24 protein-coding genes and 1 pseudogene are annotated in these 24131 nt (G+C 34.3%); 6 read left to right on the top strand and 19 right to left on the bottom strand.

Annotation, left to right across the window (positions count from 1 at the left end):
* Positions 1-62: 62 nt before the first annotated feature.
* A complete protein-coding gene (locus IQQ51_RS20190) occupies positions 63-383 on the top strand; it encodes a hypothetical protein (protein WP_193841946.1) in 321 nt (106 codons plus the stop codon).
* A gap of 30 nt (positions 384-413) precedes the next feature.
* Here the strand turns inward: IQQ51_RS20190 and IQQ51_RS20185 are convergent, their stop codons facing one another.
* The 6 genes from IQQ51_RS20185 to IQQ51_RS20160 form a co-directional block, all read right to left on the bottom strand.
* A complete protein-coding gene (locus tag IQQ51_RS20185) occupies positions 414-923 on the bottom strand; it encodes a hypothetical protein (RefSeq protein ID WP_193841945.1) in 510 nt (169 codons plus the stop codon).
* A gap of 9 nt (positions 924-932) precedes the next feature.
* Positions 933-3320, bottom strand: coding sequence for a hypothetical protein (locus tag IQQ51_RS20180; RefSeq protein WP_193841944.1), 2388 nt, complete (start codon positions 3318-3320; stop codon positions 933-935).
* A gap of 146 nt (positions 3321-3466) precedes the next feature.
* On the bottom strand, positions 3467-6316 hold the full coding sequence (locus IQQ51_RS20175; RefSeq protein ID WP_193841943.1) for a hypothetical protein: 2850 nt from the start codon (positions 6314-6316) through the stop codon (positions 3467-3469).
* 106 nt (positions 6317-6422) lie between these two features.
* Positions 6423-6932, bottom strand: a complete 510-nt coding sequence (locus IQQ51_RS20170) for a hypothetical protein (protein ID WP_193841942.1) — start codon at positions 6930-6932, stop codon at positions 6423-6425.
* A 146-nt stretch (positions 6933-7078) separates the two neighbouring features.
* The gene (locus IQQ51_RS20165; protein WP_193841941.1) at positions 7079-7288 is read right to left on the bottom strand and encodes a hypothetical protein; all 210 of its coding nucleotides are present in this window, start codon (positions 7286-7288) and stop codon (positions 7079-7081) included.
* Between the two features lie 11 nt (positions 7289-7299).
* Positions 7300-7755 (bottom strand): hypothetical protein, encoded by a 456-nt coding sequence (locus IQQ51_RS20160; protein WP_193841939.1) that lies wholly within the window; start codon positions 7753-7755, stop codon positions 7300-7302.
* A gap of 251 nt (positions 7756-8006) precedes the next feature.
* Between IQQ51_RS20160 and IQQ51_RS20155 the strand changes: the two genes are divergently transcribed.
* From IQQ51_RS20155 to IQQ51_RS20145, 3 genes are all read left to right on the top strand, one after another.
* The gene (locus IQQ51_RS20155; RefSeq protein WP_193841938.1) at positions 8007-8246 is read left to right on the top strand and encodes a hypothetical protein; all 240 of its coding nucleotides are present in this window, start codon (positions 8007-8009) and stop codon (positions 8244-8246) included.
* Positions 8243-8680: a hypothetical protein gene (locus tag IQQ51_RS20150; RefSeq protein WP_193841937.1), complete on the top strand. Its 438-nt coding sequence runs from the start codon at positions 8243-8245 to the stop codon at positions 8678-8680. The genes IQQ51_RS20155 and IQQ51_RS20150 overlap by 4 nt, the downstream gene beginning before the upstream one ends.
* A gap of 179 nt (positions 8681-8859) precedes the next feature.
* Positions 8860-10161 carry a zincin-like metallopeptidase domain-containing protein gene (locus tag IQQ51_RS20145; protein ID WP_193841936.1) on the top strand — a complete coding sequence of 434 codons (1302 nt, stop codon included), beginning with the start codon at positions 8860-8862 and terminating at the stop codon, positions 10159-10161.
* A gap of 300 nt (positions 10162-10461) precedes the next feature.
* Here IQQ51_RS20145 and IQQ51_RS20140 read toward each other — a convergent pair whose 3' ends face one another.
* The 5 genes from IQQ51_RS20140 to IQQ51_RS20120 all read right to left on the bottom strand — a co-directional run bounded on the left by IQQ51_RS20140 (position 10462) and on the right by IQQ51_RS20120 (position 14736).
* The gene (locus IQQ51_RS20140; RefSeq protein WP_193841935.1) at positions 10462-11241 is read right to left on the bottom strand and encodes an N-6 DNA methylase; all 780 of its coding nucleotides are present in this window, start codon (positions 11239-11241) and stop codon (positions 10462-10464) included.
* A gap of 121 nt (positions 11242-11362) precedes the next feature.
* On the bottom strand, positions 11363-11701 hold the full coding sequence (locus IQQ51_RS20135; protein ID WP_193841933.1) for a hypothetical protein: 339 nt from the start codon (positions 11699-11701) through the stop codon (positions 11363-11365).
* Complete coding sequence (locus IQQ51_RS20130) at positions 11691-12998, bottom strand: DNA-methyltransferase (protein WP_193841932.1); 1308 nt, start codon at positions 12996-12998, stop codon at positions 11691-11693. The genes IQQ51_RS20135 and IQQ51_RS20130 overlap by 11 nt, the downstream gene beginning before the upstream one ends.
* An 89-nt stretch (positions 12999-13087) precedes the next feature.
* Complete coding sequence (locus IQQ51_RS20125) at positions 13088-13615, bottom strand: hypothetical protein (protein ID WP_193841931.1); 528 nt, start codon at positions 13613-13615, stop codon at positions 13088-13090.
* A gap of 440 nt (positions 13616-14055) precedes the next feature.
* A complete protein-coding gene (locus IQQ51_RS20120; protein ID WP_193841930.1) occupies positions 14056-14736 on the bottom strand; it encodes a BspA family leucine-rich repeat surface protein in 681 nt (226 codons plus the stop codon).
* A 257-nt stretch (positions 14737-14993) separates the two neighbouring features.
* Here IQQ51_RS20120 and IQQ51_RS20115 point away from each other — a divergent pair, with 257 nt between their 5' ends.
* Positions 14994-15761 (top strand): hypothetical protein, encoded by a 768-nt coding sequence (locus IQQ51_RS20115; RefSeq protein WP_193841929.1) that lies wholly within the window; start codon positions 14994-14996, stop codon positions 15759-15761.
* Positions 15762-15793: 32 nt separating this feature from the next.
* On the opposite strand, the gene IQQ51_RS20110 is transcribed toward IQQ51_RS20115, so the two are convergent.
* From IQQ51_RS20110 to IQQ51_RS20080, 7 genes are all read right to left on the bottom strand, one after another.
* Positions 15794-17404 carry a hypothetical protein gene (locus IQQ51_RS20110; RefSeq protein WP_193841928.1) on the bottom strand — a complete coding sequence of 537 codons (1611 nt, stop codon included), beginning with the start codon at positions 17402-17404 and terminating at the stop codon, positions 15794-15796.
* 55 nt (positions 17405-17459) lie between these two features.
* Complete coding sequence (locus tag IQQ51_RS20105) at positions 17460-17828, bottom strand: hypothetical protein (protein WP_193841927.1); 369 nt, start codon at positions 17826-17828, stop codon at positions 17460-17462.
* Between the two features lie 139 nt (positions 17829-17967).
* Positions 17968-18144, bottom strand: coding sequence for a hypothetical protein (locus tag IQQ51_RS20100; RefSeq protein WP_193841926.1), 177 nt, complete (start codon positions 18142-18144; stop codon positions 17968-17970).
* Between the two features lie 374 nt (positions 18145-18518).
* Entirely contained in the window at positions 18519-18809 is a 291-nt protein-coding gene (locus tag IQQ51_RS20095; protein WP_193841925.1) for a hypothetical protein, read from the bottom strand.
* Positions 18810-18825: 16 nt separating this feature from the next.
* Positions 18826-19215: a hypothetical protein gene (locus IQQ51_RS20090; RefSeq protein ID WP_193841924.1), complete on the bottom strand. Its 390-nt coding sequence runs from the start codon at positions 19213-19215 to the stop codon at positions 18826-18828.
* Positions 19216-19245: 30 nt separating this feature from the next.
* Positions 19246-19803, bottom strand: a complete 558-nt coding sequence (locus tag IQQ51_RS20085) for a hypothetical protein (protein WP_193841923.1) — start codon at positions 19801-19803, stop codon at positions 19246-19248.
* Positions 19804-19999: 196 nt separating this feature from the next.
* On the bottom strand, positions 20000-22021 hold the full coding sequence (locus tag IQQ51_RS20080) for a recombinase family protein (protein WP_193841922.1): 2022 nt from the start codon (positions 22019-22021) through the stop codon (positions 20000-20002).
* 51 nt (positions 22022-22072) lie between these two features.
* Here IQQ51_RS20080 and IQQ51_RS20075 point away from each other — a divergent pair.
* Positions 22073-22771, top strand: a pseudogene (locus tag IQQ51_RS20075) (dicarboxylate/amino acid:cation symporter); the annotation flags it as partial.
* A gap of 101 nt (positions 22772-22872) precedes the next feature.
* On the opposite strand, the gene IQQ51_RS20070 reads toward IQQ51_RS20075, so the two are convergent.
* The coding region (locus IQQ51_RS20070) for a TRAP transporter large permease (RefSeq protein ID WP_228013048.1) at positions 22873-24131 on the bottom strand (1259 nt) is incomplete at its 5' end.

Raw genomic sequence — 24131 nt, 5'->3', positions numbered from 1 at the left:
AACAGTCAGCTTGTAGAAGCTCTATTCTATGGTATTTAATAGTTATGGAATGGAGATTTTTTATGAGTGAAGATTTAAGAAAAAAACAAATAAAACTAACATATACAATTTTCAATAACTTGAAAGATGAAGAGTATAAATTTTGCTTTGATGCAGAGATAAAAGAAAGAGGCTTTACATTATCTGATTTTGAAGAGCATTTTGCTCATCACAGACAGCTATTGTCAGTGATAAAAACAAAGCAATACAGACAGTTGCAGATCATACCTGATTTGAGTATTTATGATAAAAACATCAGATATTTAAGAGACTTACATAGAGTGGTGGTTAAAAACGTTGAGTTTTCTCAACGTCTTCGAGATGGTGATTTTGACTGGTGTTAAACGCTGGACTAACAAAAAAAACCAAAGTTTTCACTTCGGTTTTTTTCCTTTTAATTTTCTTCTTTTCACTTTATGTTTATACTCAACAAGCTCTTCAACGATTCTTACACACAGTTCAAATAACTCTAAAACGTGTTCTTTTTCATTTATTCTTATCAAGAGTTGCTTCACATCATTCTTTTCAATTTCAGTTAAATCACGCTGTTCATAAATTGCATTGATAAAACAAAGCTTGTATGACCTTCTGATAAGACTTTCTTTGTATAAAGTTAAAATCACAGGCTTTTGCAACTGCATTAATCGTGAGTGAATTTCTTCACTCATTTCACGATTGCACGTTTCATCAATAAAAACTGTCAGATCATTAGCACAAGCGGTTAATGCCTTTGATAGAGCTGTCTGAAAAGTATCAGACTGTTTAAGCTCTGCTATAAAACCATCATAAGTATTATAGTGCTGTGGACTATCAAACTTCTCTAAAAACAGATGATGAAAGAAGCTTAGTGTTGCTTGTTGCGAGTCGTTTAATTCTCTATTCATAACAACCTCTTACAGCTTATTCACTGCTTTTTCTATCTCGACTTGATTCTGTTTTAAAAACTTAACAACAACGAATATCGAAAAGATTGCATACATCAAAAACTGGAATATGTTTAAGAAAAAGTTTTCTATCGATACAAACTCAAAAGAATAGTTATACATCAAGTCATCAACAAAACTCATAATCAAAATGTCTAAGAAATCGAAACTCATCAGCATAGTTATTGTATAGATAGCTAATAATATTAATTGCTTAAAAAAGGCGATAACAAGATTTCGAGCTGACCCATACTCATTGATTACGGCTATCACAAACGTAAGAGGTGAAATTTGAATCATCGTTATGATTTTTACGACAGTGGCAAGTAAGCGAGTGATTAAGATAAAAGGCACTGCAAGAACTATCACAAACAAGGCAATGCCAAACCAAATCATCTTCCACCCTATATCAGAGATTATGTTATTCAAATCACTGTTAAGTTGCGGATCGCTGATCATTAAACTAATAATGATTTTTGAACTAATCAAAGCTTCAACAGTTCCATCGAACTGATAGGGAGTGTTTAAGAAAGGCTTGTCTGTTAGATACATAACAGATCCTGCACTTAAAACTTTTGCAGTATTTATCGACTTCGTAAACTTGCTATTTTTACCTACTTCAAGACCGTCTTTTTTGCCTTTGCTATGCGATAAATTAGTCATTTCACTCAATAAGACAAGTTTAGAGCCACCTTGTAAAAAACCACTTCCTGCTTTCAACAGCTCAGACGTTATTGAAGTGCAGCGAAACCCATTTTTTACTTGTGAAGAATGTAATGCACAGGTCGCAAGTCTCTGAAATGGTGTAGAAATATCATCAGCTACATACGTGTTTAAGACTTTTTCAAAATCAGTATCAATATCAACCTTAGTAAGAGATACCAGATTACTTACCAATGCGTTAATGTGCTGAGAGTAATTTTTTGAGGTTGTAGCAAATTCAAACTCACCAATTGACGTTTTACCAAGATTCAGATCTTTGAAGCTTCTGGTTTTAGCAGAAGAAGAGTCATAGCCCCTTGTAGTGATTAGCTTGAATGTCTTATCGCTTGCATCGAAATTATCTCCAATAGTTCGTGCCAGTGGCGATACAGCACCAGCCTTTATGTTTCTCACAAAATCTTTATGAGCAGCGAAGTTAGCAGCTTGGGCGCAAGCATAATAACCACCTTCACAAGTGCTTTTAACCTTGTCGATTATCTGATTAACACTGTATGAATAGTTCTCTATCTCAGTGCCGAAATACATAGCATAGCCTTTGTTTAACTCAGTATTTTCAAACACTTGCTGTTCATAGTCATAGAAAGGATTCTGATAATGCTTCGCTATGAAGTTTTTAGACCCACATAAAGCGGCCACATCTAAGAAATTGTTGAAAGTGATAGTGTCCATCGCTTCGGGTAAGTCTTTATATATAGCATTACAGTAAGTCGTATAATCTCTGCTATAAGCAACTTCAACATCACTCAAAATCGTGTCAAAGATAGACGCTGTTGATTGTCTATGCTTACCCACATCAACACCTTCAAGAGCTTTTTTCACTTTCGCAGCGTGATCAAATAAGTCAGTGAAATGTGCCAAAGCGTAAGCTTCTTCTTTTGCTTCTAAATCAATGCCAATTTCAGCAACTTGGCTATTCAAAACCTCGTTTGATTGAAGAGACAAGCTAACAATCTCACCGCCAATCATCACATTCACTCGATAAAATCCTTGGTCTTTTACTACACTGATTTTCTCTGCTTCTTTATCAAAATCAGCTTTTAACATCAGATTAGTGATAGCGTAATAGTCATCATAAAATGCGACTGGATCGGCAAGCTTAAAATCAGGTATATCAACGGGTTTATCAAAGTCTTTCTCACCTATCGAGTCAACGAAGTAGAAGAATTTTAGTGCTATCTGTTCTCCCACAAAAACAACAATTGGTTTTTGATAACCTGGCGCCCCATTCTGTCCTGCAACATAGATTCCTGAACTTGGTGTGATTAATGCTAACACGATAAGCAGACTAACGAACTGAAAACCATCACCGATTCTATCTCTGTCATTAAATGCGTAAGCTAACAGCCCTTTTATTAAAAAAGTGCCTAAAAACAACGGTATGATTGCTATTGCAAGATATTGAGCAAAAGTGATGTTCATACCGTATGAGTTTTGTGCATTGGTCGGCAAGAACGTAGTTCCAGATGGTTCACCACTTGTTAACTCAGTGAATAGATTGAAAATGTGCTTTGTTGAATCGTCAATAAAGCTACCATTTGCGTTAGAAAATCCAACAAACAGAATCATTATCAATATGATTAAGTAGCTGATTTTTAACTTTAAACTCCTTTTGTTTTTTGTTTTTAATTGTTTCATATAAAATTTCCTTTTTATCTCATAATCTGTATAACACGGATTAGAAAAAAGAAAAGTTTTCAACAAGTTATGATTTTCAAAATCACTTTAAAAAGGGCAAAAAAAAGACCTCATAAGAGATCTTTTTAGTGAAAAATAATCAGCTATTATTTTCTTAGTTTTTCATTCAACGATTTAGTGAATCTATTGAATTGAGCTGTTCCACCGACTATCGCTATATCAAAAGTTCTTTTGTTTTGCTCATACGCATCGTCAGCAGTTGTTTTCTTCAAAGAGACATCATCAAGCGCATCAGTCAATCTCATCATGTGAGAACCAATATTAATCAAATAATAGATAGTTCCACCAAGCAAAATCAGCCCTGTCATATTGTCTAAAAATAGTCCAATAAACTGTTCAAAAAAGCTATCGTGTCCCGATGTAGCAGTGAAATTCAACGATAAAAAGTCAAACACAACTGGTAAAAAGTTAATCACCAAATCAGTAACATACAACAGTGTTGCAAGTGCTAAAAATCCAGTCGTAGCAAGCATATACGGAGAGGCCAAAATCAATGCAATTTTACCCAACGCTTTTACGTGATGAGTAGAATCAGTGCTTAAAAAATACATTTGAGCTACTACGTAAGCGATCAAGAACGGGTATAGCTTTAACTCAAACACAATAGACAATTGAGTAATGTGATTTACGCTTTGAGCAAATAATTCTGGTAGTTGCATTAGCAAGCCAAATATGAAAAATACAAATCCAGCTTTCATCGATAAACCACCTAAGAAGTTAGCCGTTGTGCTTGTAGCGTCTAAGGTCTTCGCTGTAATGTTTTTTAGAACAGCAGCTTTATTTTTCTTACCCGTTTTTATCTTCTTCTTGCCAGTGTTTTGATCAAGCATAGCTTTGGCTATGGCAGAAGTTAGGCTTGATGAAGCTATTGTAGTTAAACCACCTACAACGGCTTTACCACCATTGATAAGAAGCGCATTTTGAACATCGTGATAAGTCTGGTTTCCTTGTCCTTTACTCGCATTATGTTGACACTCTAAAAGCTCTTGTGATGTGGTTGTAGAGTCTTTAACACAGTAAAGCTTCATCATTTCGTTATTCAAACCCTGAATTTCATCAAGAATGTTTGACTCAGAAGCTTCTAATGCTGAACCGCTTTGCTCAACGTCCACAGAAGCGACCTGATACTTGTCTTTCAGCAAAACACTACCGAAACTATTTGACTTAGCCACAAGCTGCACAGCCTTGTTTAAGTCGATAAGTGCATACATACCAGACATTTTATCAACCGTATAAAGATCATAGTTTGGCTCACTTTTTAAATCGGATTTGGTCTGGTAGTAAGGCAATGATTTTGAAGTGTCAAAAATGCTTAATGGTGCAGCACTACTAAACAAGTGTTGATACTCTGCATTACCAGTTTTAAGGACTTTCCAGAACTTATTAAATGACTTAAACCCCTCGTTGTATAGCTCAACAAGACGCTCTTCAACGTCATAAATCTCGTGGATTTGCTCATAGAACGCTTGATTTACAACATCATATTGAGAAGCTAATTCATCAACAGCACTGTTAAAAATGTCTTTCGCTTGGTTTTCGTAATACTCAATATCATTTAACATCACTTCACGATCACTACCATCAACTTGATACACCTTTTCAGACACTAACTGAACTGAATCAATTTTGTTAAAACTAAGACAGTGATAATCAAACATAATGTTAGTTTGTAAATACTCATCAAAATCATTCTTTGCTTTTTGAACGATTTGACTATTCAAAGCACACATTTTCTTGTTTGAAAATTCATAGTGTTTATCGGCAAGACTTAACCAGTGATCAAGACTACTTCTTTCAAACGCAATTGGTTTGCCGTTATCATTAAACTTAACATAACCAACAACCAAGCCTTTTTGATACTCGTTTCTGTAAGCTATAAGCAGTTGAGATTTTCTATTCTTTATCAATTCTGATTTATTATAGATAGAATCAAAAGCACCGTTTAGCGTGTCCCAACCGCTTTTATAGTCCTTAGCTCCAACTGCTTTAAACACCGTTTCACTAAACTTAACTTCACGCATCAACTCACCAAGTTCGTGAGAATATTCATTCTGACTGTAAACAAGAGAACTACACCCATCAGCATTCACCATTGTCAAAGTCGGAAATGAAGCTCTATCGTGAAAGTAAAGCTTGAAACCTCGATGTTTCTTGTCTTCTAACAGTGGAAAGTAAGCATTGTTTTTCTTCTTGTAATAGTCGATAGCAGCTTTCTGATCTTCAAATTCACGAGAACCTAAGTCTCTTGCACCTATTTCGTATTTACGGTTGTTTGATAGACAAGTGTTTGTATCGAATAGCGATACAAGCTCTAACTCTGCTTGAATGCGTGAGTTCTTAACTTGGTAGTTGTGATCGCTTTGAGCTTCATCGATTAAAAAACTCATTAGATTCTTTGATAAGCCATTCGCATAACTCACCGCAGCTTGATTTTGCGTGATTTGAAATTGTGGTGAAGCGTAATGAAGACCAGCGATCAAAGTCGCAATGGTTAAGCAAAAAGCAGACTTTTTAAGACTAAACTTCGTCTCATTTTCGGCATTAGCTAATCGTCTAACAACGACTGTCAGAATCGACAACACAGCAAGCGTTGAAAACACTGTTAAAAAAACAGCAAAGCTCTTGTAAAGCTTATGACTGAACTTTGTAGTGTCATTTAGTTTTAATTGAAGAGCATTTTTTAAAGCAGCTTGATCAGCGTCAATGTGCTGATTCTCTTCAAAATACTTGTTCAAAGGGTTATCGTTAGTATCGTGAAAAGTATCGATAAGACTGATAGTTTTATCTTTCGATTTACAGATTGAGAAATGTTCAGAGAAAGACATTTTCTCAATAGTTTTCATTCCTCCGTCCAACTCAACACAAGCTTCATCGCTTGGCTCTTGACAACCAGATAGCATTATTATGCTTAAAAATATTAGTATTAATTGTTTCATTCCTTTTTTCTCCTTGATACTTATTGTTGTATCATTAAAGAAAAAAGAGACAAGAGTTATACTATAAAAAGAATAAGCAACATTTTACAACATTGCTTATTTTTCTTTATTTTGTGGGATAATCTTTGTGTTTAACATTCAATACAATTGCGTATTTCATTAACATAGCAAGAGAAAAAGAATCAAAGGTTTTTGAAGTGCAAAGGCAACCAATTCTTGATTGTGTCGTATTAAAATGATTCGCTACGTATTGCTGAGAAACATTTAAGCTTTTAATCTTTTCTACAATGCGATTACCAAGAATAATTTTATACATATCAATTGCATTTTGACTATCAGTAAGCGTCATATTCTTATAATGATAAACAGAGATCTTGTATCTCAACACATTGCTGAATGAAAATTTTGATATGTCATTTCTTGAATGATTTATCATTTTGCTCAAATGTGGCTGTTTACCTTCTATGAAATTACATAACTGAATCTGATTAACTTTTACTTTCTTGAACTTAGATTCAATACGTTTTAGCTCTTTGAATTTATACTTTAAAACCTGCTTTTCTGCCTCTTCGATTGTTGTTGAAAACTTGTAGTAATTATTGATTTTCTTTCTCATTATCTATTCTCCTTGTTATACAGATACGAATATAACAATTAAAAAATAAGTCAATTAAAAGCATAAAAAATAAAAACTCACAGAACAAAAAAAGCCAGTTAATCACTGGCTTTTCCTATGTCATTTTATTATCTATCATTATATTTTTACTTCTTGTTTTTTAACCAAACCGCAAGTTCTTTTAACATCAGTTTCTTATCATACAGATGTTCTTCATAACAATTAAAATCAACAGGTATCTTTGACGTGGTTACGTGATGTAAAAAATGTGTTGTAGCACCTAACTTTATCGCTTCTTTTGTTGTTATCATTTCAACATTAAACCTTTTTCTTAATTTCTTCAGATCTCTTGACATTCAATACCTCCTTACATCGTTTTGATTTTAAGAGTAGTTAATTTGATGTTGTTGATAGTAGCTAAAAACCCATCTCTTGAATGTTTATTAGCTTTGATAATCAGTTCATTATCAGCAGTAAGACCAAAATACACAGTGTCATTGCCTTTCATAGCGATTACTTTTTTAACGTGCATTTCCAGCGTTTTAACGTGCGTTTCAATTGCTTTATATGTGAACCCCTGAGCGATAAGATTAACATGTCTTTGATCTGCTTCTCTTTTCATAAGAGCATATTCTTTTTGAGACAACAGAGCTGCTTTAATCTCTTCAAGCGCAAAAGCTTGTTTATCGTCAGTAATAAAAGTGATAGTTGTATTTTTAAAATCGGGTTGATTCACAATACTCGAATAGTAATACATAGTATCTCTTAAAGTTTCAGTCTTTGTTTTTCTTGCTGTGATTTTTCTATAAATTTCTTTAAACATAATTTCTATTTCCTTTTTTAATTGTTTTATTTTTTATATGACAAGTTACTCTTTGTCATATCTTTATTAATCCATATTTTAAAAATATGTCAAATCAAAAACAGCAACTTTTCACTCTTCAACGTCTAAAAAAGCCCTTATTTAATATGGCTAATGTCATTTTTCCAATTTTTGCAAAAGTGCATAATCTTACGAAAAATTGAATAAAAACTATTTTGTAGTATATCTATTAATAAACAAGGAGATTAAAAATGATTTACGAAAAAGAATACAACACAAAAACAAAAAAGCAGTTAATTGATAGATTGGAAAATAGTCGCAAAGTTGTGATTAACAGCTTAAAAGATAATCCTGATTTTGACGCTTGGCGTTATTTAGTAGATGTGCTTGAAAGTTGCTATATGAACAATCCAAAAGTTATAACGATTGAAGAGTGCCATAAAATTATTTGGGAAATTAAAGAAGATTTAAACATAGAGGTGAAAAGATGAATAATGAATATGAGTTAAAAATTGAAAGATACAAATTCGTAGAATCGTCAGAGACATTGTTCAAAAAGGTCTATGAAGACTTCAAAGATGAATACAGCTATCAAGATTTCAGAGATCGATTTTATAGTAAATATAAAGAACACTACAAAGCAGGAATCGCAATACTTCGATTTGATGAGAATATCATAACAGACTGCACATTCACGCTGGATTGTGGTTATCACTTGTATCGATTCAACGGTGTGTTGAATGGAGAAAGATCGTTTGAAACAGATAATGAATTTGATTTTGAAGGTTTGGAAGCATACACAGATAATCTTACTGATTATCTATCAAGTGGTTTTGATGTTTTTCTTAGAATTGTTGATGAAGAAAAGTATTTTGATGAGACTGAACATCTATATTTCAAACCAGAAGACTTTAAAGAGTATTAAAATACTAAACTGACTATAATTTTTAGTCAGTTTTTTTACGTTCAATTTCAATAATTATCAAATCATTTTTCTTTTACTTAAACAACAAAGAATCCTTGCCTCTTTACATTCTATTCAATTTTTTCATTTTTATGATATGAAAAAAGTATCAGTCATTAAAAAATGGAGAAACAATTATTATGGCAAGAAAAACGTATAGAAACAAAGGCGGTAAACGCACTTATACAAAAGAAGAAGCTCAACAAAGGATTTCTGACGTATCAACATTGATCGATGAAAGATTAGCTAAATTCATCGGTGAAGAAGCTTATGAAAAACCTGATTGGGAGTCATACCTTCATAGTACAGAATTAAAAATCTCACCTCGCAGATTAACAATTGAAAAAGGTGAGCACGTAATTGATGACTTTTACGTTTATGTTTTTTCAGTTGTTGAACACGATATGCACGAAGGGAAGATTGAAGTAAATGTGCCGATTTTCGCCACCTTCAAAGATATGTGCAGTTTGTTTGAATCGTGTAAAGACGAGCTTAGATTAGAGAATGCGCCAGATCATTTTAACCCTGATTTGGCTATGAAAGGTGAAACAGCGAAAGCGGCCGTTGACTCTCTAATCAGATCAGCTTGGGATACTGAACAGAAAAAAGTTCTTGATGGTAGACGTTTGACTAATAGAGAAAAAGAGCTTGAAGAAAGTGGTAAATCAAAAGCTGAAATGGACAAAATCCTGACTAATTACAGAACAAAAGTCAGAAAATGGAGCTACTATGCTGTTGAAGATTATATCGATATCTTACCTCAGAGAATAAGAGATTCGATACCCGAATTTGCACGATATGATCAGCTAAAAAATCAGAAAATGACACCAGAGCGTGTAAACCTTGAAGCTCGCATTGACGCAGAGATAGTTAAGATTGCTATGACAACGGAGTATGATCAAATCAGCTTTGTTGAAAAGGATTTAAACACGGCTCACTGCATCACAGCCCAAGACAGAAGCCAATCAACCGTTTATATGGCAGAAAGAAGCAAGTTTATGAGTGATATACACTATTGCTCGACAATGCTTCATGAATTTGTTCATGCTACGCAGAGCGTAGATAAAAGAAAGCTTGATAGTAAAAGGGTTGACGGTTTAGCAGTAAAAGAAGAGATTCTAACTGAACTTTCAGCGACTATGATCATGAAAAAACTTGGTTATGACAATATCAACAAGCACGCAGGACTTTTAAAATACTTATCGAATGATGATCTAACACAGCTTCAAAAAATGGCGAAGGAAGCAGATAAAGTTTACCCGATAGTTTACAAAGCTTATGAGAAATACAACACGCCAGAGCTTCGCAAAGAGCTACGAGAGCGATTTGAAGCAGAAGACAAGCTAAGACTTGAAGTTGTCAAAGAAAAGCAGCCAGAAGCCGTTGAAGCCACTGTTGAAGAGGTTGAGAAGCCAGCTCGTAGACGTAATAGAAGACCATAAATGAAAAGCACTCGTTAGAGTGTTTTTTAGTGTCAAAAAAGCCGATGCGTGATCAGCGCCTCAGCTCGTTTGTTTTAACTCTAAAAATATAGTTGTTTGTTATGGTAAGAATCGATACTTACAACTTCCATGATGAACATGGCTATTCTCTGTTGAAATACATAACTATTTTTAGAACTTCATTGCGTATAAAACAACTAAATCTATACTCTTTTAGATATAACATTTTAATAACACTTGTCAAACAAATGATTTAAATTTTGTTCGAGTTCGTAAAAAAGAAGAGTTAGAAAACCCTTCTTACACCGCTTCTTTAAGTTCAACAACAGAAGTATCACTTTTACAAAGATAATGATTAAACGCTATAACCGAATGTAGATAGCGCATTTGTAATGCTGATTCAATTCGCTCTGGCGAACCTAACGCACGTTGAACAAGCTCATCAGTGATTAACGCAGGATTATCACAACCAACAATTTTTGTTTTTTCTGTAAGACCATTTACAGCAAATTCTTGATACTCTAAAAGCGCATCGTGGTTATAAATCACGTAAGAGATCGGGTAGTTGATGTGCAAAAAGTTATTACATTCAAGTTGTATTGTTGCCACTTTGCAGATGAATGAGTCCAGATCGTTCAAGACAATTGAGATCTCTTTTGTTTGTCCTTTTTTCTTAAAATCTTTAAGCTTTGATAGGGCTAATGCACCAGAACCGCAAGCGATATCACATAGATAAGTTTTTTCTAACTGATCAGGTTTAGTGTCCATCATTTGAGAAACTACATCGCTGATTCGTGTGGGTGTGAAATGTTGGCAATGTTTATCTCTTTTGCCATTTCTCAGTAGATTGATATGAGCCATAAGCTCGCCTAAAACATCACTAAATGGCTTTCGTCTGACTTCATTCAAGTAAGCAGTAGTGATCTCTGATACGGCTTGTGTATAAGCGTAGTATTTTGATTCTGATACGCCAGAGATTACATATAGATATTGCATTTCAACAAAAATTTCAAACATTCGCTGAACAGTAATTTTGTGTAGGTTTGCTTTTGTTTCTAATGTTTTAAGTAGTTTTTTCATGGTTTATCTCCTAATTGATTTTTGTTTGATAGAGATAAACTGAATTGTTTATCTCTGTGTTTTGAAAATAATTGATATTTTCATTTTTCTATCTCTTTGTAGTTAGAAAATCTTGGTTGTTTTATTCTTCTTCGTATGTTCTTTCAAACTTGCAACTACACTGATTGCAGTTGTACAAAACAGTCATGATCACATAGCCATCTTCATCTAATTCACTGTCCCACTCTTGACTATCGACATCTTCTGATGAGCATTTTAAACAACCTGTTTTATTGGCATTCTCATCATCACGATTAGTCAAAAACATATCGAATGAATGACCGCAATTGTGGCAATAAACATTCTCTAAATAAACTTCTTCTGAACTAAGCTCATAGTTCCCAAACTCAATATCTTCACACTTACATTTTTTACATTGAATCGTCATATCATTTCTCCTGTATTTTTGATTAAGCTGCATATTTGAACTTCATTTCTAAGTAAGCTGCACTTACAGAAACATCGTTATACAGTGCATAGTCGATTACACATAAACTACCGTTGATTAGTTGTAGATTTTGAATGGCTTTCTGATTGTAAGGTTTACTTTGAAAATCAACGAAAATTTCATCTACGCACATTAGTTCTTTCTGTATGTCTTTAAGTTCGTAGATATACATAGAAATAAAATGGTCTGAAAATTGTGTTTTCCCATTCAACATATCTTTAATGTAATCAGATTGATTTTGAAGATTTGAATAGGGAAATAACTCATTGATCACTGGTATAGTTTCATCAATCAGTGATAACAAAGTATCTTTAAATTGTTGATTGTCTTTTAACTTATTTTTTACTTTTCTTATTGAATACGCCATAGTCTTTACCTCTTTATTAGTTAGATTAATTGTTTCTTTACTTGCTTCTTTTTTCGTGTTCTTCACCTCCTGATTTATGTTTAACCTTTTACTTGCTATATCAAAATATTCTTCATCAATCTCAATGCCAATAGCATTCCTGTTTAAATTCTTCGCAGCTTGAAGAGTTGAGCCAGAGCCAGCGAACGGATCAAATACAACATCATTTTCATTTGATGAATTGCTTATCAAAATCTCCATTAACTCAACTGGTTTTTCAGTTGGGTGAACCTTGTTCCCAAGGATGTTATCTATTTCTAAAACAGTCTTAGAACCACAATCATTGATAGACTTTGATTTGCCTTTGCGAAAGAACAAAATAAACTCGCTGTTTTGCATATACCATCGGTTAGGCGTTGCGTTGTTCTTCTTCCAAGTCAACAAATTGTGGAATTTAAACCCTACCTTCAAAGCCTCATTCATTAAGTCGTTAAGGTTTTTCGCATTAGTCATAAAGTAAGCGTGAGAACCTTCTTTTAAAACTCGATAAACATCAGGAAGCCACTCACTAAACTTGATTTCATTATGCTTAAACAAACTGCCATTTCTTACATTCTTATCATCATTGTTGAGCATTCCCTTCGGCTGATTACTTTTACCCTTACCCCCAGAGCAAATCTTGTAAGGCGGATCTGTAAGGACTAAATCAACACTCTCATCAGCCATTTTTGACATTCGTTGTAGAGCATCTTCATTGAAAAGAGTGATTGGCTCATCATTTGCTGCTGGCTTTACATCTAAGTTAATAAGTGGAGCTTCAAAGCTATTGCTTTGTTTGTCATAAACGTGAGCAATCTCCTCTGTAATTTCTTCATTAGAACGAACCACATTCTTTTTTGATCCAATGTATCCGATTGATTTCATATTATTTTTCCTCTTCAATAATTTTTAGATGTAGCTTGCCCCTGCCGTATCTCAGACATACATAAAAGGGACGTTGTTTTAAGTGGTTTTTAGCTTGCTAACTGCAACTCAGCTTTTTTAGCTTGAATAGACAAAAACATCTTCATTAAGCAAACAAGCTTTGCTTCTTCGATCAGTTGAGCGTGGCGATCTTGGAAGTAATCAGCATAGTGATTCACAATCACAGCAAGGGTTGTGTAGAGCAACGGATCAGGTCTGCACGATGGACGATTTGAGCACATTTCTACGATCATTTGAGCGTAGCAGTGCTCAGTAAGCGAGTAGTCGTTTACTGTCGATTTGAAACCATTAAAGAGGATTTTTTGATAAACGTTATTCTCTGCATAAGCTTTGTTAAGCATACCTAAGACAAAATCAATTAACTGATCTTTGCTTGATAGTGTCAAAGCTTGTGAGACAGCATTTCTAACGATTTTAGAACCGTTGACGAAAGGGTTGTATTGATACATTAAATCATCAGCACTCATTGGACAGTAAAGATGATTCAGCTCTCTGATCTCTTCATTCAAAGAATCAGTAATGTCTTGTAGAGCTTGTTGTAGTTTTTTGTTTTGCATATTTCTTTCTCCTGTTTTATGCAGGGAAAGAACAAAAGTTCCTTAGTGTTAGGTTAATACTTTATACGTGTTTTTATTTAATCTATATACCAATTGACTATTTAAAAGTTGTTGTTAAAAGTTTTCCATTTAGTTTTGTTCTGTTCCGATTTGTGCTGAGAATAATGCCTGGAAATTTTTGAAAAGTCAATAAATAAAACTTGACATTTCATTTTAATTGTGAGTTAAAATAAAAATTCAATATTTTTTAAGTCATTGAGTTTTAATAACATTTTATTGATTTTATACCGAACAAAGCATAAACACAGCCAAAAACAGGTTAAAACCAATGTTTTGCAATGTGATTTGCGTCACATTTTCAGGTTGTAGAAATAAATTCATTTTTTTTATTTTAATACTATCAGACACAAAAAAAGCACAAACAATGTGCTTTTTTTGTTTTATCTGAATGATGGTGGAATGTGTGATTGCTGTAAAACCGCACCCTGTCTAAATTGTCGTGCATCAGCCATTGGGTCATTCACACTTGATACATCCCATTTGCTTATGTCTTGATCAAATGCTTGATTGTACTGAAACATACCGATAAATGATTTTCCATTAGAAACATCCCAGCCACTTATATCTTGATTAAATGAATCAGAAGCACTAAACATAAAATCAAATTGAATCCCATTAGAAACATTCCAGTTACTTATATCAATATTGAACGTTGAGTTGTTGTTAAACATGCTTGTAAAATTCCTACCTTTTGAAACGTTCCACTTACTTATGTCTTGTGAAAAGGCTATTGCCCCTGCAAACATCATCCCAAAATTTTCACCGTTAGATACGTCCCAACTGCTAATATCTTGGTTGAATTTAGTATTACGCATAAAAAGTGCACTGAAATTCGTGATACAACTTGTATTAACTTTCGTTACATCTTCGTTGTTTTTAATTTTTTTAACCAAGTCTTCTCGTGTAATGCAAGGTTCAGGATTAACAGGTGGTGTAATTTCATCATCTGTATTGCTTGATGCTTGATAAGCTCCACTCGGTTGAATCACAGCAACAAAAGCAGCATTCGCATTTAGTGAAACTACTGAAAGCAGTGATAGTGTTAAAAGATTTAATCTCATTCTTATTCTCCATTTTTAATTATTGTTTCTTATAATATTTATTTACAACAAATATTTTTTTATTCAATAGAGATTTATTAAATTATTTTTTAACCATCAAATATCACCTTAAACAAGGTCTTTTACTTTTGTACTTTTTCAATTTTTGATGAAAAAATGTATAGCAAAAAAAGCATAACTCTTTTAGAAAATTGAAAGTTATATTAAAAATGGTATAGATATTATAGCAATAACAAAAACTATAATGGAGTATCTATATGAATAAACAACAACTATCAAACTTAGTGCAATACATACATATCAAGCAACCAGCGACAAAAGAAGAGAATGATAGGCTTAATCAATTTATCTGCTTGGCTTCTGGCGTTAAGTATCAAAGCTTACTTAAAATTACTGCTAATTTCTCACTGTTAAACAAACAATACTTACAAGCTTATGCTTCTGATAAGAATTCAGAATCGACCCAAAAAGCATTAGAGAAAAGAGACAATTTTTACAACAAAATGGTCGGTATGTTTAACAAATCATTCGGCATTGACTTAACGACAAGTGAAGCTCTGACTGTTGAAGAAATTTGGAAAACTTTGCAGAAAAAACATAGTCGTTCAGTAGTCATAAAAAGAGTATTTTTTGAAGAGATTCATCAGTCCTTGACGTTCTTTTTAGAGCACGATGAACTTAAAAACGAGTTAATGAATGAATTCAGAAACGTTGGCTTGAAGCCTCGTTCAGTCATTGCGCTTGTAAACGCTTTAACGATTGACGACAAAGCAGAATGCTCAGACGCATATAAGCAAGCTTACATGACGTTAGAAGAGCAATTGCAGAGACATTATGAAGAAGTGTCAGTGATGGAAAAGGATAGCTGTATAATGCGCTTTGATTCGCTTGTTGAGAATTTAATACAGCTAAACCAGTTCAGAAACGTTGAAGAGAATTTCAATTTACGTCAGCTTTATTACATTCCAGAAGTTATGCTTATCAAAGCCTGTATGAGCCAAGCATTGAACAAAGTTCCAGTGTAAAAAAGAACAGGTCTCAAACCTGTTCTTTTCATTTATCTACGTTGTCGATTTCGACTTCTACGATCTTGTTTTTGAGAGTTGTTTTTTTGTTGCTGTTCAAGTGCAGAATCTACCTCGTTTTCCAGCTCTTTCAGTAATTCAGCATCGTTATCCACTTCTTGCGCTACTTCAAGCACTTCTTCTTGTGCTTGTTCAACAACTTGCTCAGGCTCAACTTCATCATTCTTCACATCAGACTGATCATCATCAATCTGCTGCTTTTCAGCGTTAAGTCGCTCATAGTATGCAAGCTCACCTTCATCATTATAAGCTCGTGATGGTGCATTTTCTTGCACTGGCATAGCGTCAAAATCAGTTTCTTGATTTTCAAAGCCTTGTTTTTGTTGAACGTCAGAATCTTCATTAACTGGTTCGCTGGTAAAATCAAAACTATCATCTAATTCAGGCGGTTCTTGATAAGCGTTAGAAGAGTCTTGAACTGGTATCGCTGCTTTCTCATTTAACTCATCAGCAAAATCGTTCATCTCTTGCGAAACGACTTCATTCTCTTGCTCTACATCGCCTTGCGATGTTTGTTCTGGTTGAGATTCTGGTGATTCAGTGTCGCTTGTTGGTTCTGATTTTGGCTCTTCTACAACGTTCTTTTCTGTTTGTTTAGACTCATTTTCAATAGCTTCAACAGGAACATCAATCGGTTTTCCGATTTGTAGAGAGTTATCAAGTTCTAACTCCTGATTAACTACCAGATCTTGTTTTTGCAATTCTTTTAGAGCTTCTTTGTATGCCTTCGGGACACCAAAAGCACAACTAATTTTCGAAATATCATACCCATCAGCTTTTAACTCTTTCCACGCTTCAACAACATTTTTAAGCGTTTCTTCATCTTTTGGAGCGTTGTTAAGCACTGGCGGTTTTACATTAGCGAACATCGATTTAATCTGTTTAACCGAAGCGTCAGCACCAGCACTGGCATTTTTATAACCGCCCCCAATGGCTTTTGTGTATGTAGCAAAAGTATTTGAATCAGCGTCATAAACACGCTCTTTAAACATTCCTTTCTTTTCAAAAGATAGGGACTCTTTCAGCTTTTCACGATACTCTTTTTCCCACTCATCATACTTTTTGATTTGTTGCTGAATTTCACTATCAGACTGGTTTTCTGGTTCAGCTTTTTTAAGTGGATTTATATCATTAACGCTCGAATAATCAACAAACTGCTCTTCATCAGAATTACCAATCACAAGATCATTTTGTTCATCACTCAGAGCTTCTTCATCAGCTTTAAAATCATTGATTTTTTCAGGGTTGAACTTCATCAGTGTCTTATCTTGATCTAAAACTTCTTGGTCATTTGCAGCGATAAAAGCTTTTTGTTCAGCATTTTGAAACTCAGCAACTCGATCTTCAAGAAGCTCATTCGCTTCGGCTGGCATTTCAAGATAGTTCTGTTCTTGATCTAAAAATATCTCAGGTCTGATATCGTATTTTGAACATTGATTCATAAGTTCATCAACATAATCTTCTGAACTCCAAAATTGCCTTTGTCCCATTTTTACTCTTAAATTAACTAAGTCATTAGGTCTTTGCTTTAAAGATTCCTTTGTCTCTTGTATTTTCGTTTTTGTGTATTCTTCTCTATTCATTTAAAAATTCCTTGTTTTTCAGTTATTAAGCACATTTGCAAAAATTGGAAAAGTGCTATTGTAAATCGTCTAAAATCAGTTCAGTCTCAAACAGCTCTTGCTCATTCCAGTCGATTGAAGCCATTTCAGAATCAGCTTTAATAACTTGGTCAACAGCTCTTTGCTTTACCTTTCTGTAAAAGCTTGTTGCTTTTAAGTTCTGGTGAAGCTGGTACAATTCCTCTTGATCTATCATTTGATAATCTGAATCGTGTTCAATCATTGAATTATCACTTGTCATTAACTCATAGCCATTAAGCATTGTTAGACTTAAAATGAAAGTCTCTTCATCAACAATAAAATGAAACTCTTCGTAGTCTAAATCGTAATCAATCACATCTATAAAAATGTCGTAATCTTTGTTAAAAACTTTACTATTAATCATATAAATATTTCTCCTTGGTTATACTATATGTGATATCAAAAAAATAAGATTTTGCAAATCCAGACACAAAAAAAGAAGCAATTAAGCTTCTTTCTTTGGAAATATCAAAAAGGAGGTTTTGAACATTTCTTGATTAAAGTTATCGTCTTGATTTAAAGCTATTCCTTGCTTTTGGCAACTTTGACTTAAACTTAATTTCTTGACTCTCAAACTGAATCCCGTCAGCTAATTCGTCAAACGTCATTTCTTTCTTTTCATTGATGAACTTTAAATCTTCCTGATTAAATGTTATCTCTTTATTGTTTTTATCTTTCATAGTAATAACTTCCTTGTTATGTATTCAATAAAACATATAAAAATAAAATTGCAAGAGTAAAACGAAAAAATATTTTATATGCTATTTTCTATAAACGTGAGATTGAATCTTATTTTTTAAGCCTTGTATTTACTCATCAAGATTCAAGCTGGCGTTTGTCCTACGCAGAAAGATACGCATAACTTTACAACAAACATTAGAAACAACGGTATGAAGGGAAAAATCAAAGATTGAACAATAATAATTATATTATTGTGATTCTTCACGCTCAAAAGAGCGTGTCTTCTGGATTATTCAAGATTGGTAAACTGGCTGATGTGGGGATTGTGAGGGTTATTCATAAAAAATGATAAGCTTTTGCTTATCACTTTGGGTTATTCATTGTTGTTGTTTGAACTTTGATTTGTAGATACATTCATAAAAACATTTAGTGCTAAATCAGCATTGTCATAAATCATTATCTTTTCCTCATCGCTCAACTTTTTTACGTTTGGTAAGTTATGACTTACTTCAAACACATTCTGCTTTGATTCTACGTAAGAATTACTAACTGAAATATTAAAAAACATATTTTGTGTAATGTATATAAAAACTAACATCAAAAAAACTGGCAGTAGAGAAGTTAAACAATCTTTCGAAAAATCAGCTTTAAAAAATCTTTTCATACTTTCGATCATAGACTTACTCACTTTTCGCTGAAAAAACTACACTTGAATTTGGCTTTAACAATAACACTACTAAACCAAGACCGAAGTAGCAGTAAACTAAGATAAATGGCTTATATATAGCTGTCGTGATAAGTTCAGCACTAAACATCGTTATAATCCCTGTTATCAGCATCAAAGCGTTAGCGCATATCGCTTGATAAAACTCTTTGCCTTTTACCTTTACTTCAACAGCTTGAAGCGTCATAAAGACACTCGTTAAGATATACACAAACATCAGTATCATTAACGCTACTGCTAAGATTGGTTCTTGAAACGCTAACCATTCCACTACCTCTTTACTTGCCACTGTATAGACAGATATTGATACTGCCATTAGGTTTAATAAAATACTTTTTATACTCATTTTTCTATTCCTCTCTTTTAATTTATTGTTTTATAAAAATAACTCTGCAATAACGACAACTACACACAGCATCACTAATGCCTTTTTAAACTTACTTAGTTTGTTTATTTTCAATGTTTCAATCTGCTTTTCAATACGTTCAATTTCTCTTTTCAAATACTCTTGTTCATTATCAAAATTCGCATAAGAAAAAGCAGTCTCACAATCATAAGTTTTAGCGTCTATCTCAGTCGCTAATTCTTTACTTAACGACTCTAATAACTTATCAACTTCAACTCTTCTATTCATTAAAATTTCAAGTTCAGATTCTTTATCATCTATCAACGATTTTGTTTTAGACACTATGTTTCTTACACCTAAATCTTTAACTAATCTCTCTAAATCATTAACTTCATTTATCTTGGATTTTATTAAAAAATAGTGTTGATAGTAGTTATGAATCTTGTCAGCTTCAAAGCTTGAAACTCTCTCTTGATCTTCAAACAGTTCAACCTCGTCTTTCATTTTTTGATTTTGAAGAATGTAATCATTTATGATTTTTTGTTCACTTTCGATTTTAGAAAGCAACTCTTTCCTTTGTTTTTTCATTCTAAATTTCCTTCTGCATATATAATTTATTTATCATTAATTATGCTTTTTTCAATATACATTGAATGAGAAAAATCAGAGGGACAGCAAGAATGCTTTTGTTGCGTGGTTTTGATGAATGAGATTTTTTGTAGAGTGGTGAATTTTGAAGGATAACAGAGATAAAAAAAGGCACTTTGGAAAGTGCCTTTAACAATCAACTAAAAATTTGTTCTGATTCTTCGATTTTTGTTTTTATTTTCAAATATTTCGCTGGATTTTCTTGATAGAATTGTGCCATTTTTTCAACTGGCGGGTATTTTTTACTCTCTAATCCTTCCAGATAGTCTATTGGTAAAATTATTGTAGTTGTATAATCAATCGAATCTTTAACTGTCTCTGTTTCTATCACAGGTAAAATATCAAACAATTCTTCGTTTTCAAGCTTGCGATCAACAGGAATAAATCTTGAATAACCATCAAAAAAGTCAACTTTCAAAAGATTTCTTCCAAATGGATTTTCTGCGTCTTTTTTATTGATCAAGTTCATAGATTTGATTATCTTTTTCAATTCTATATTTAGTTTTTCCCTTTTTTCAACATCTCTTTTTTCAGACACAACATCTATCAGTTCGTAAATCGAATCATTGGTATCTATGTTATTCTTGTGTCGCATATTGATAGCTAATATATCGCTTTCAATAGCTTTCATCTGATCGTCATACATCTGAATTCGTAGTTCTTTTTTGGCGTAATCCTGTTGAACTTTTTCAAGCAATGATGGAATCGTAATATTAGATATATTGTTAACCAACTGTTCAATTTCGACTTGTACTTGTGATTTTAGTAGATTTATTTGATATTGATCGTGCCGTAGTCTTGTCAGTTCTTCCATGACAGCACTATCGTCAACTTGATACCCAAGCACTCGTCCAATGTTAATGTTTCTGCAATAACTCAATAGATTATGTTCAAAAAACTCAACACGGTACGTATACGCATCACATTTACCTGATCGAGAATAACTACAAACTAAGTTTGCGTGTCTGCCCGAACGTTTATCATCATTTACTACATAGCTATATCCACATTTAGGACACTTTAAAATCCCTTGCGCAATGTTTGCTACTCGCTTATTTGGTTTTGTATTTGATTGCTTTCTTTCACCCATCATCTTTCTTAACATAAGAAACTCAATCTCTGTCAACAATGCAGGGTAAAATCCTTTTGCCGTATAAACAGGGATACGCACCTTTTTCCCTAATTTTTTTCTATCATACAGCCCTTGCTGAACATCCTTTTCTGTTGGGTAATAGTCTTTATGAAAGATCAGATTTCCAATTAATGATTCATTACTATCATCTGTAAGAACCTGATAAAAAGTGTGTGTTTGAAAACCTTTTTTTGTATCTTGTTTCTTTGAAAACTCGACTTTGAATTCGCCCTTAGTTATAGCATCATTTAAACGTCTGATTGATGAAGTTAGACCGTATCCATCAAGCATTCTTTCTAAGAAAAACTTCATTGCTTTTCTATTTTCTTCTATAAATTCAAAACCTCGATTATCTGGCTTCGGTTTAAGCCACCAAGGACAAGTTTTTGTCGGGTTTAAAGGGTAATTCAGACCGACTCTTTGATCCTCAGTCAAATCAAAATAATCAATGACTTCTTGACGCTTTTTCGACCAGTTTTCACGATGTCGCATTTCTTTCATTCTGCTCTCATTATGTGACCGAGAAAGCGTGAGAAGCGCAGAAAACAGGTCCAACATTCCCATATCTGATTTGAGTGAGTTCAAGGAATAGATTTTTTGTTCATTTTCAGCCACAACTACGATGTTGCAGTATTCAACCAAATCTAAGAAAAGCTTGTTTGCAGTATGCAGATCTGAACGTGTTAATCGGTCAAGGGATTCTATGAAAAAGAATGTGTTTATCTCGCCCTTCTCGTTATACACTTTTGGAAGTTCACCACCTTTAAACAGGTTTATCAGTTCCGATAACGAACCTTGCGTCATGTTTTTGCCACGGTATGCTGACACACCACGATCTTTCAGAGATATTATATCGTTGAGTGGAACACCATGTGTTTCACAAAAATCAATTACATACCTTTGGGTCAATTCATCTTGTCGATACTCTGATAAACCTTCTTTTTGTATGCTTGTAGAAAATCGTGTGTAAGTGATCACTACGGGTTTAACGTTCGATACCACTACTGCTAAATCATTGAGTCTCATATTTAAACTGACCTAAATGTTTCATTGTTTCGAACATAATACCGCTATAATCTTCTTTTTACTATTAACAAGGTTATGATCATTGCACCACTAGGCGTATTCGGCCTAATGGCAGAAGCAGTTGGTACATTCGGTTTTGGCGCACTTATGGTTGTGTTCAAACTGTTCGTTGTTTACATCGCTGCGATTCTAATCTTCGGCTTTGTTGCTTACCCGCTAATGATTCAAATCTTCACTAAGACTTCAGCTAAGAAGTTCCTAGTGGCAATGAAGAAGCCTCAAGCGGTTGCACTATCAACAGCCTCTTCAATGGCGACACTGCCAGTAACAATGGAAACGGTAGAGAAGGAACTTGGCGTTCGTAACTCTACGGCTTCATTCGTTCTGCCTCTTGGTGCGACGATCAACATGTCTGGAAACGCAATTTACTACGGCCTAGTTGCTATCTTCTTCGCACAGCTGTTCAACATCGACCTATCTATGGGTGCTTACGTTGCTATCATCGTAACGTCTACGCTAGGCGCAGTTGGTCAAGCAGGTGTTCCTGGTCCTTCTTTCCTAGTGGTTGCAGTTCTTCTAGCAGCTGGTATTCCTATCGAAGGTCTACCTCTGTTGTTCGCTCTAGACCGTATCTTCGACATGATCCGTACTGCTCTGAACATCACTGGTGATGCAGCATGTGCAGTCATCGTTGATTCTCTAATCGAAGACGAAGCGAAAGAAGTTGAGCTACAAAAACAGCAAGCATAATATTAAGCTTCAGTTTGATTGATAAAAAAACCGCCTTCATACAGGCGGTTTTTTATTAGGTGATGACCAATATTGAGTCGTTAAATCTTACCCTTGTAAGGCTAATTGATTAATCCAAACGCACGAGGCAGAGCCAAACTAATTTCTGGAATAAAAGTAATAGCCAACAGTGTGACGATCAGTACGGCACAAAACGGCATGATACTTCTTATAACATTCTCAATCTTGGAACCACTGACACTACAACCCACAAATAGCGCCGTGCCAACGGGTGGCGTTGCAATACCAATACATAAGTTGAAGATAATCATCATCGCAAAGTGAATTGGATGCATGCCTAAGTGCTCAGCAATCGGCATGAAGATAGGGGTAAAGATCAATACGGCTGGCGTAAGATCCATAAACATGCCCACGATCAGTAAAATCAGGTTCATCAGAATAAAAATGACAATTGGATTATCTGAAATAGAGAGCATCCAATCGCTGATCATGGTTGGTAGACCGGTAAACGCCATAGCCCATGACATAATGGTAGAAGCACCAATCAAAAACAGCATAATGCCAGTGACCTGAACGGTTTCTCTACAAATTATCGGGAAGTGTGCCCATTTAAGAGTTCGGTAACAGAGTGACAGTATAAAAGAGTAAAGAACCGCGATACACGCCCCTTCTGTCGCAGTGAAAACACCACCAATAATACCGCCAATAACCACAACAATAAGCCCTAAGCTTGGCGTTGCTTGCCAAACAATATTCAGCACATCTTTCGCTGTGAAGCCGTCATTGGCACTTGTTTTATAGCCTTTCTTTTTAGCGATGAAATAAGCGACGACCATACAACTTAAGCCCATTAGAATACCTGGGACATAACCTGCGATAAACAACGCCGCAACGGATGTTCCACCCGATACCACTGAAAATACGATCAACGAATTACTCGGCGGTATTAGTAAGCCTGCAGGGCAGGATGCAACGTTTACTGCTGTTGCTAAGTTTTTATCATAACCATCTTTTTCTAATTCAGGACCTAAGGTTTTACCAACCGCAGCCGCTGCTGCAACGGCTGATCCTGAAACAGCGCCAAACATCATATTGGCGAAGATGTTGACGTGAAAAAGTGAGCCCGGAATCCAACCAACCAAGAGCTTTGCAAGGTTGATAAGTCGACTCGCAATGCCACCCACATTCATTATATTCCCCGCGAGGATAAAGAAAGGGATAGCTAATAAACTGAAACTATCGATACCGGTAATGATTTTTTGACCCGCAGTAATACTCGCGACTTCAAACGGTAAGATGAAATACATGATGGTTAAAGATGACATGGCAATTGCAATTGCAATCGGCATGCTTATCGCGA

It is taken from the genome of Vibrio sp. OPT18 (assembly GCF_015163615.1).
GTDB classification, from domain to species: Bacteria; Pseudomonadota; Gammaproteobacteria; order Enterobacterales; family Vibrionaceae; genus Vibrio; species Vibrio coralliirubri.
Note: the sequence above shows the minus strand (reverse complement) of the source record. Positions and strands in the feature narration are given on the sequence as shown.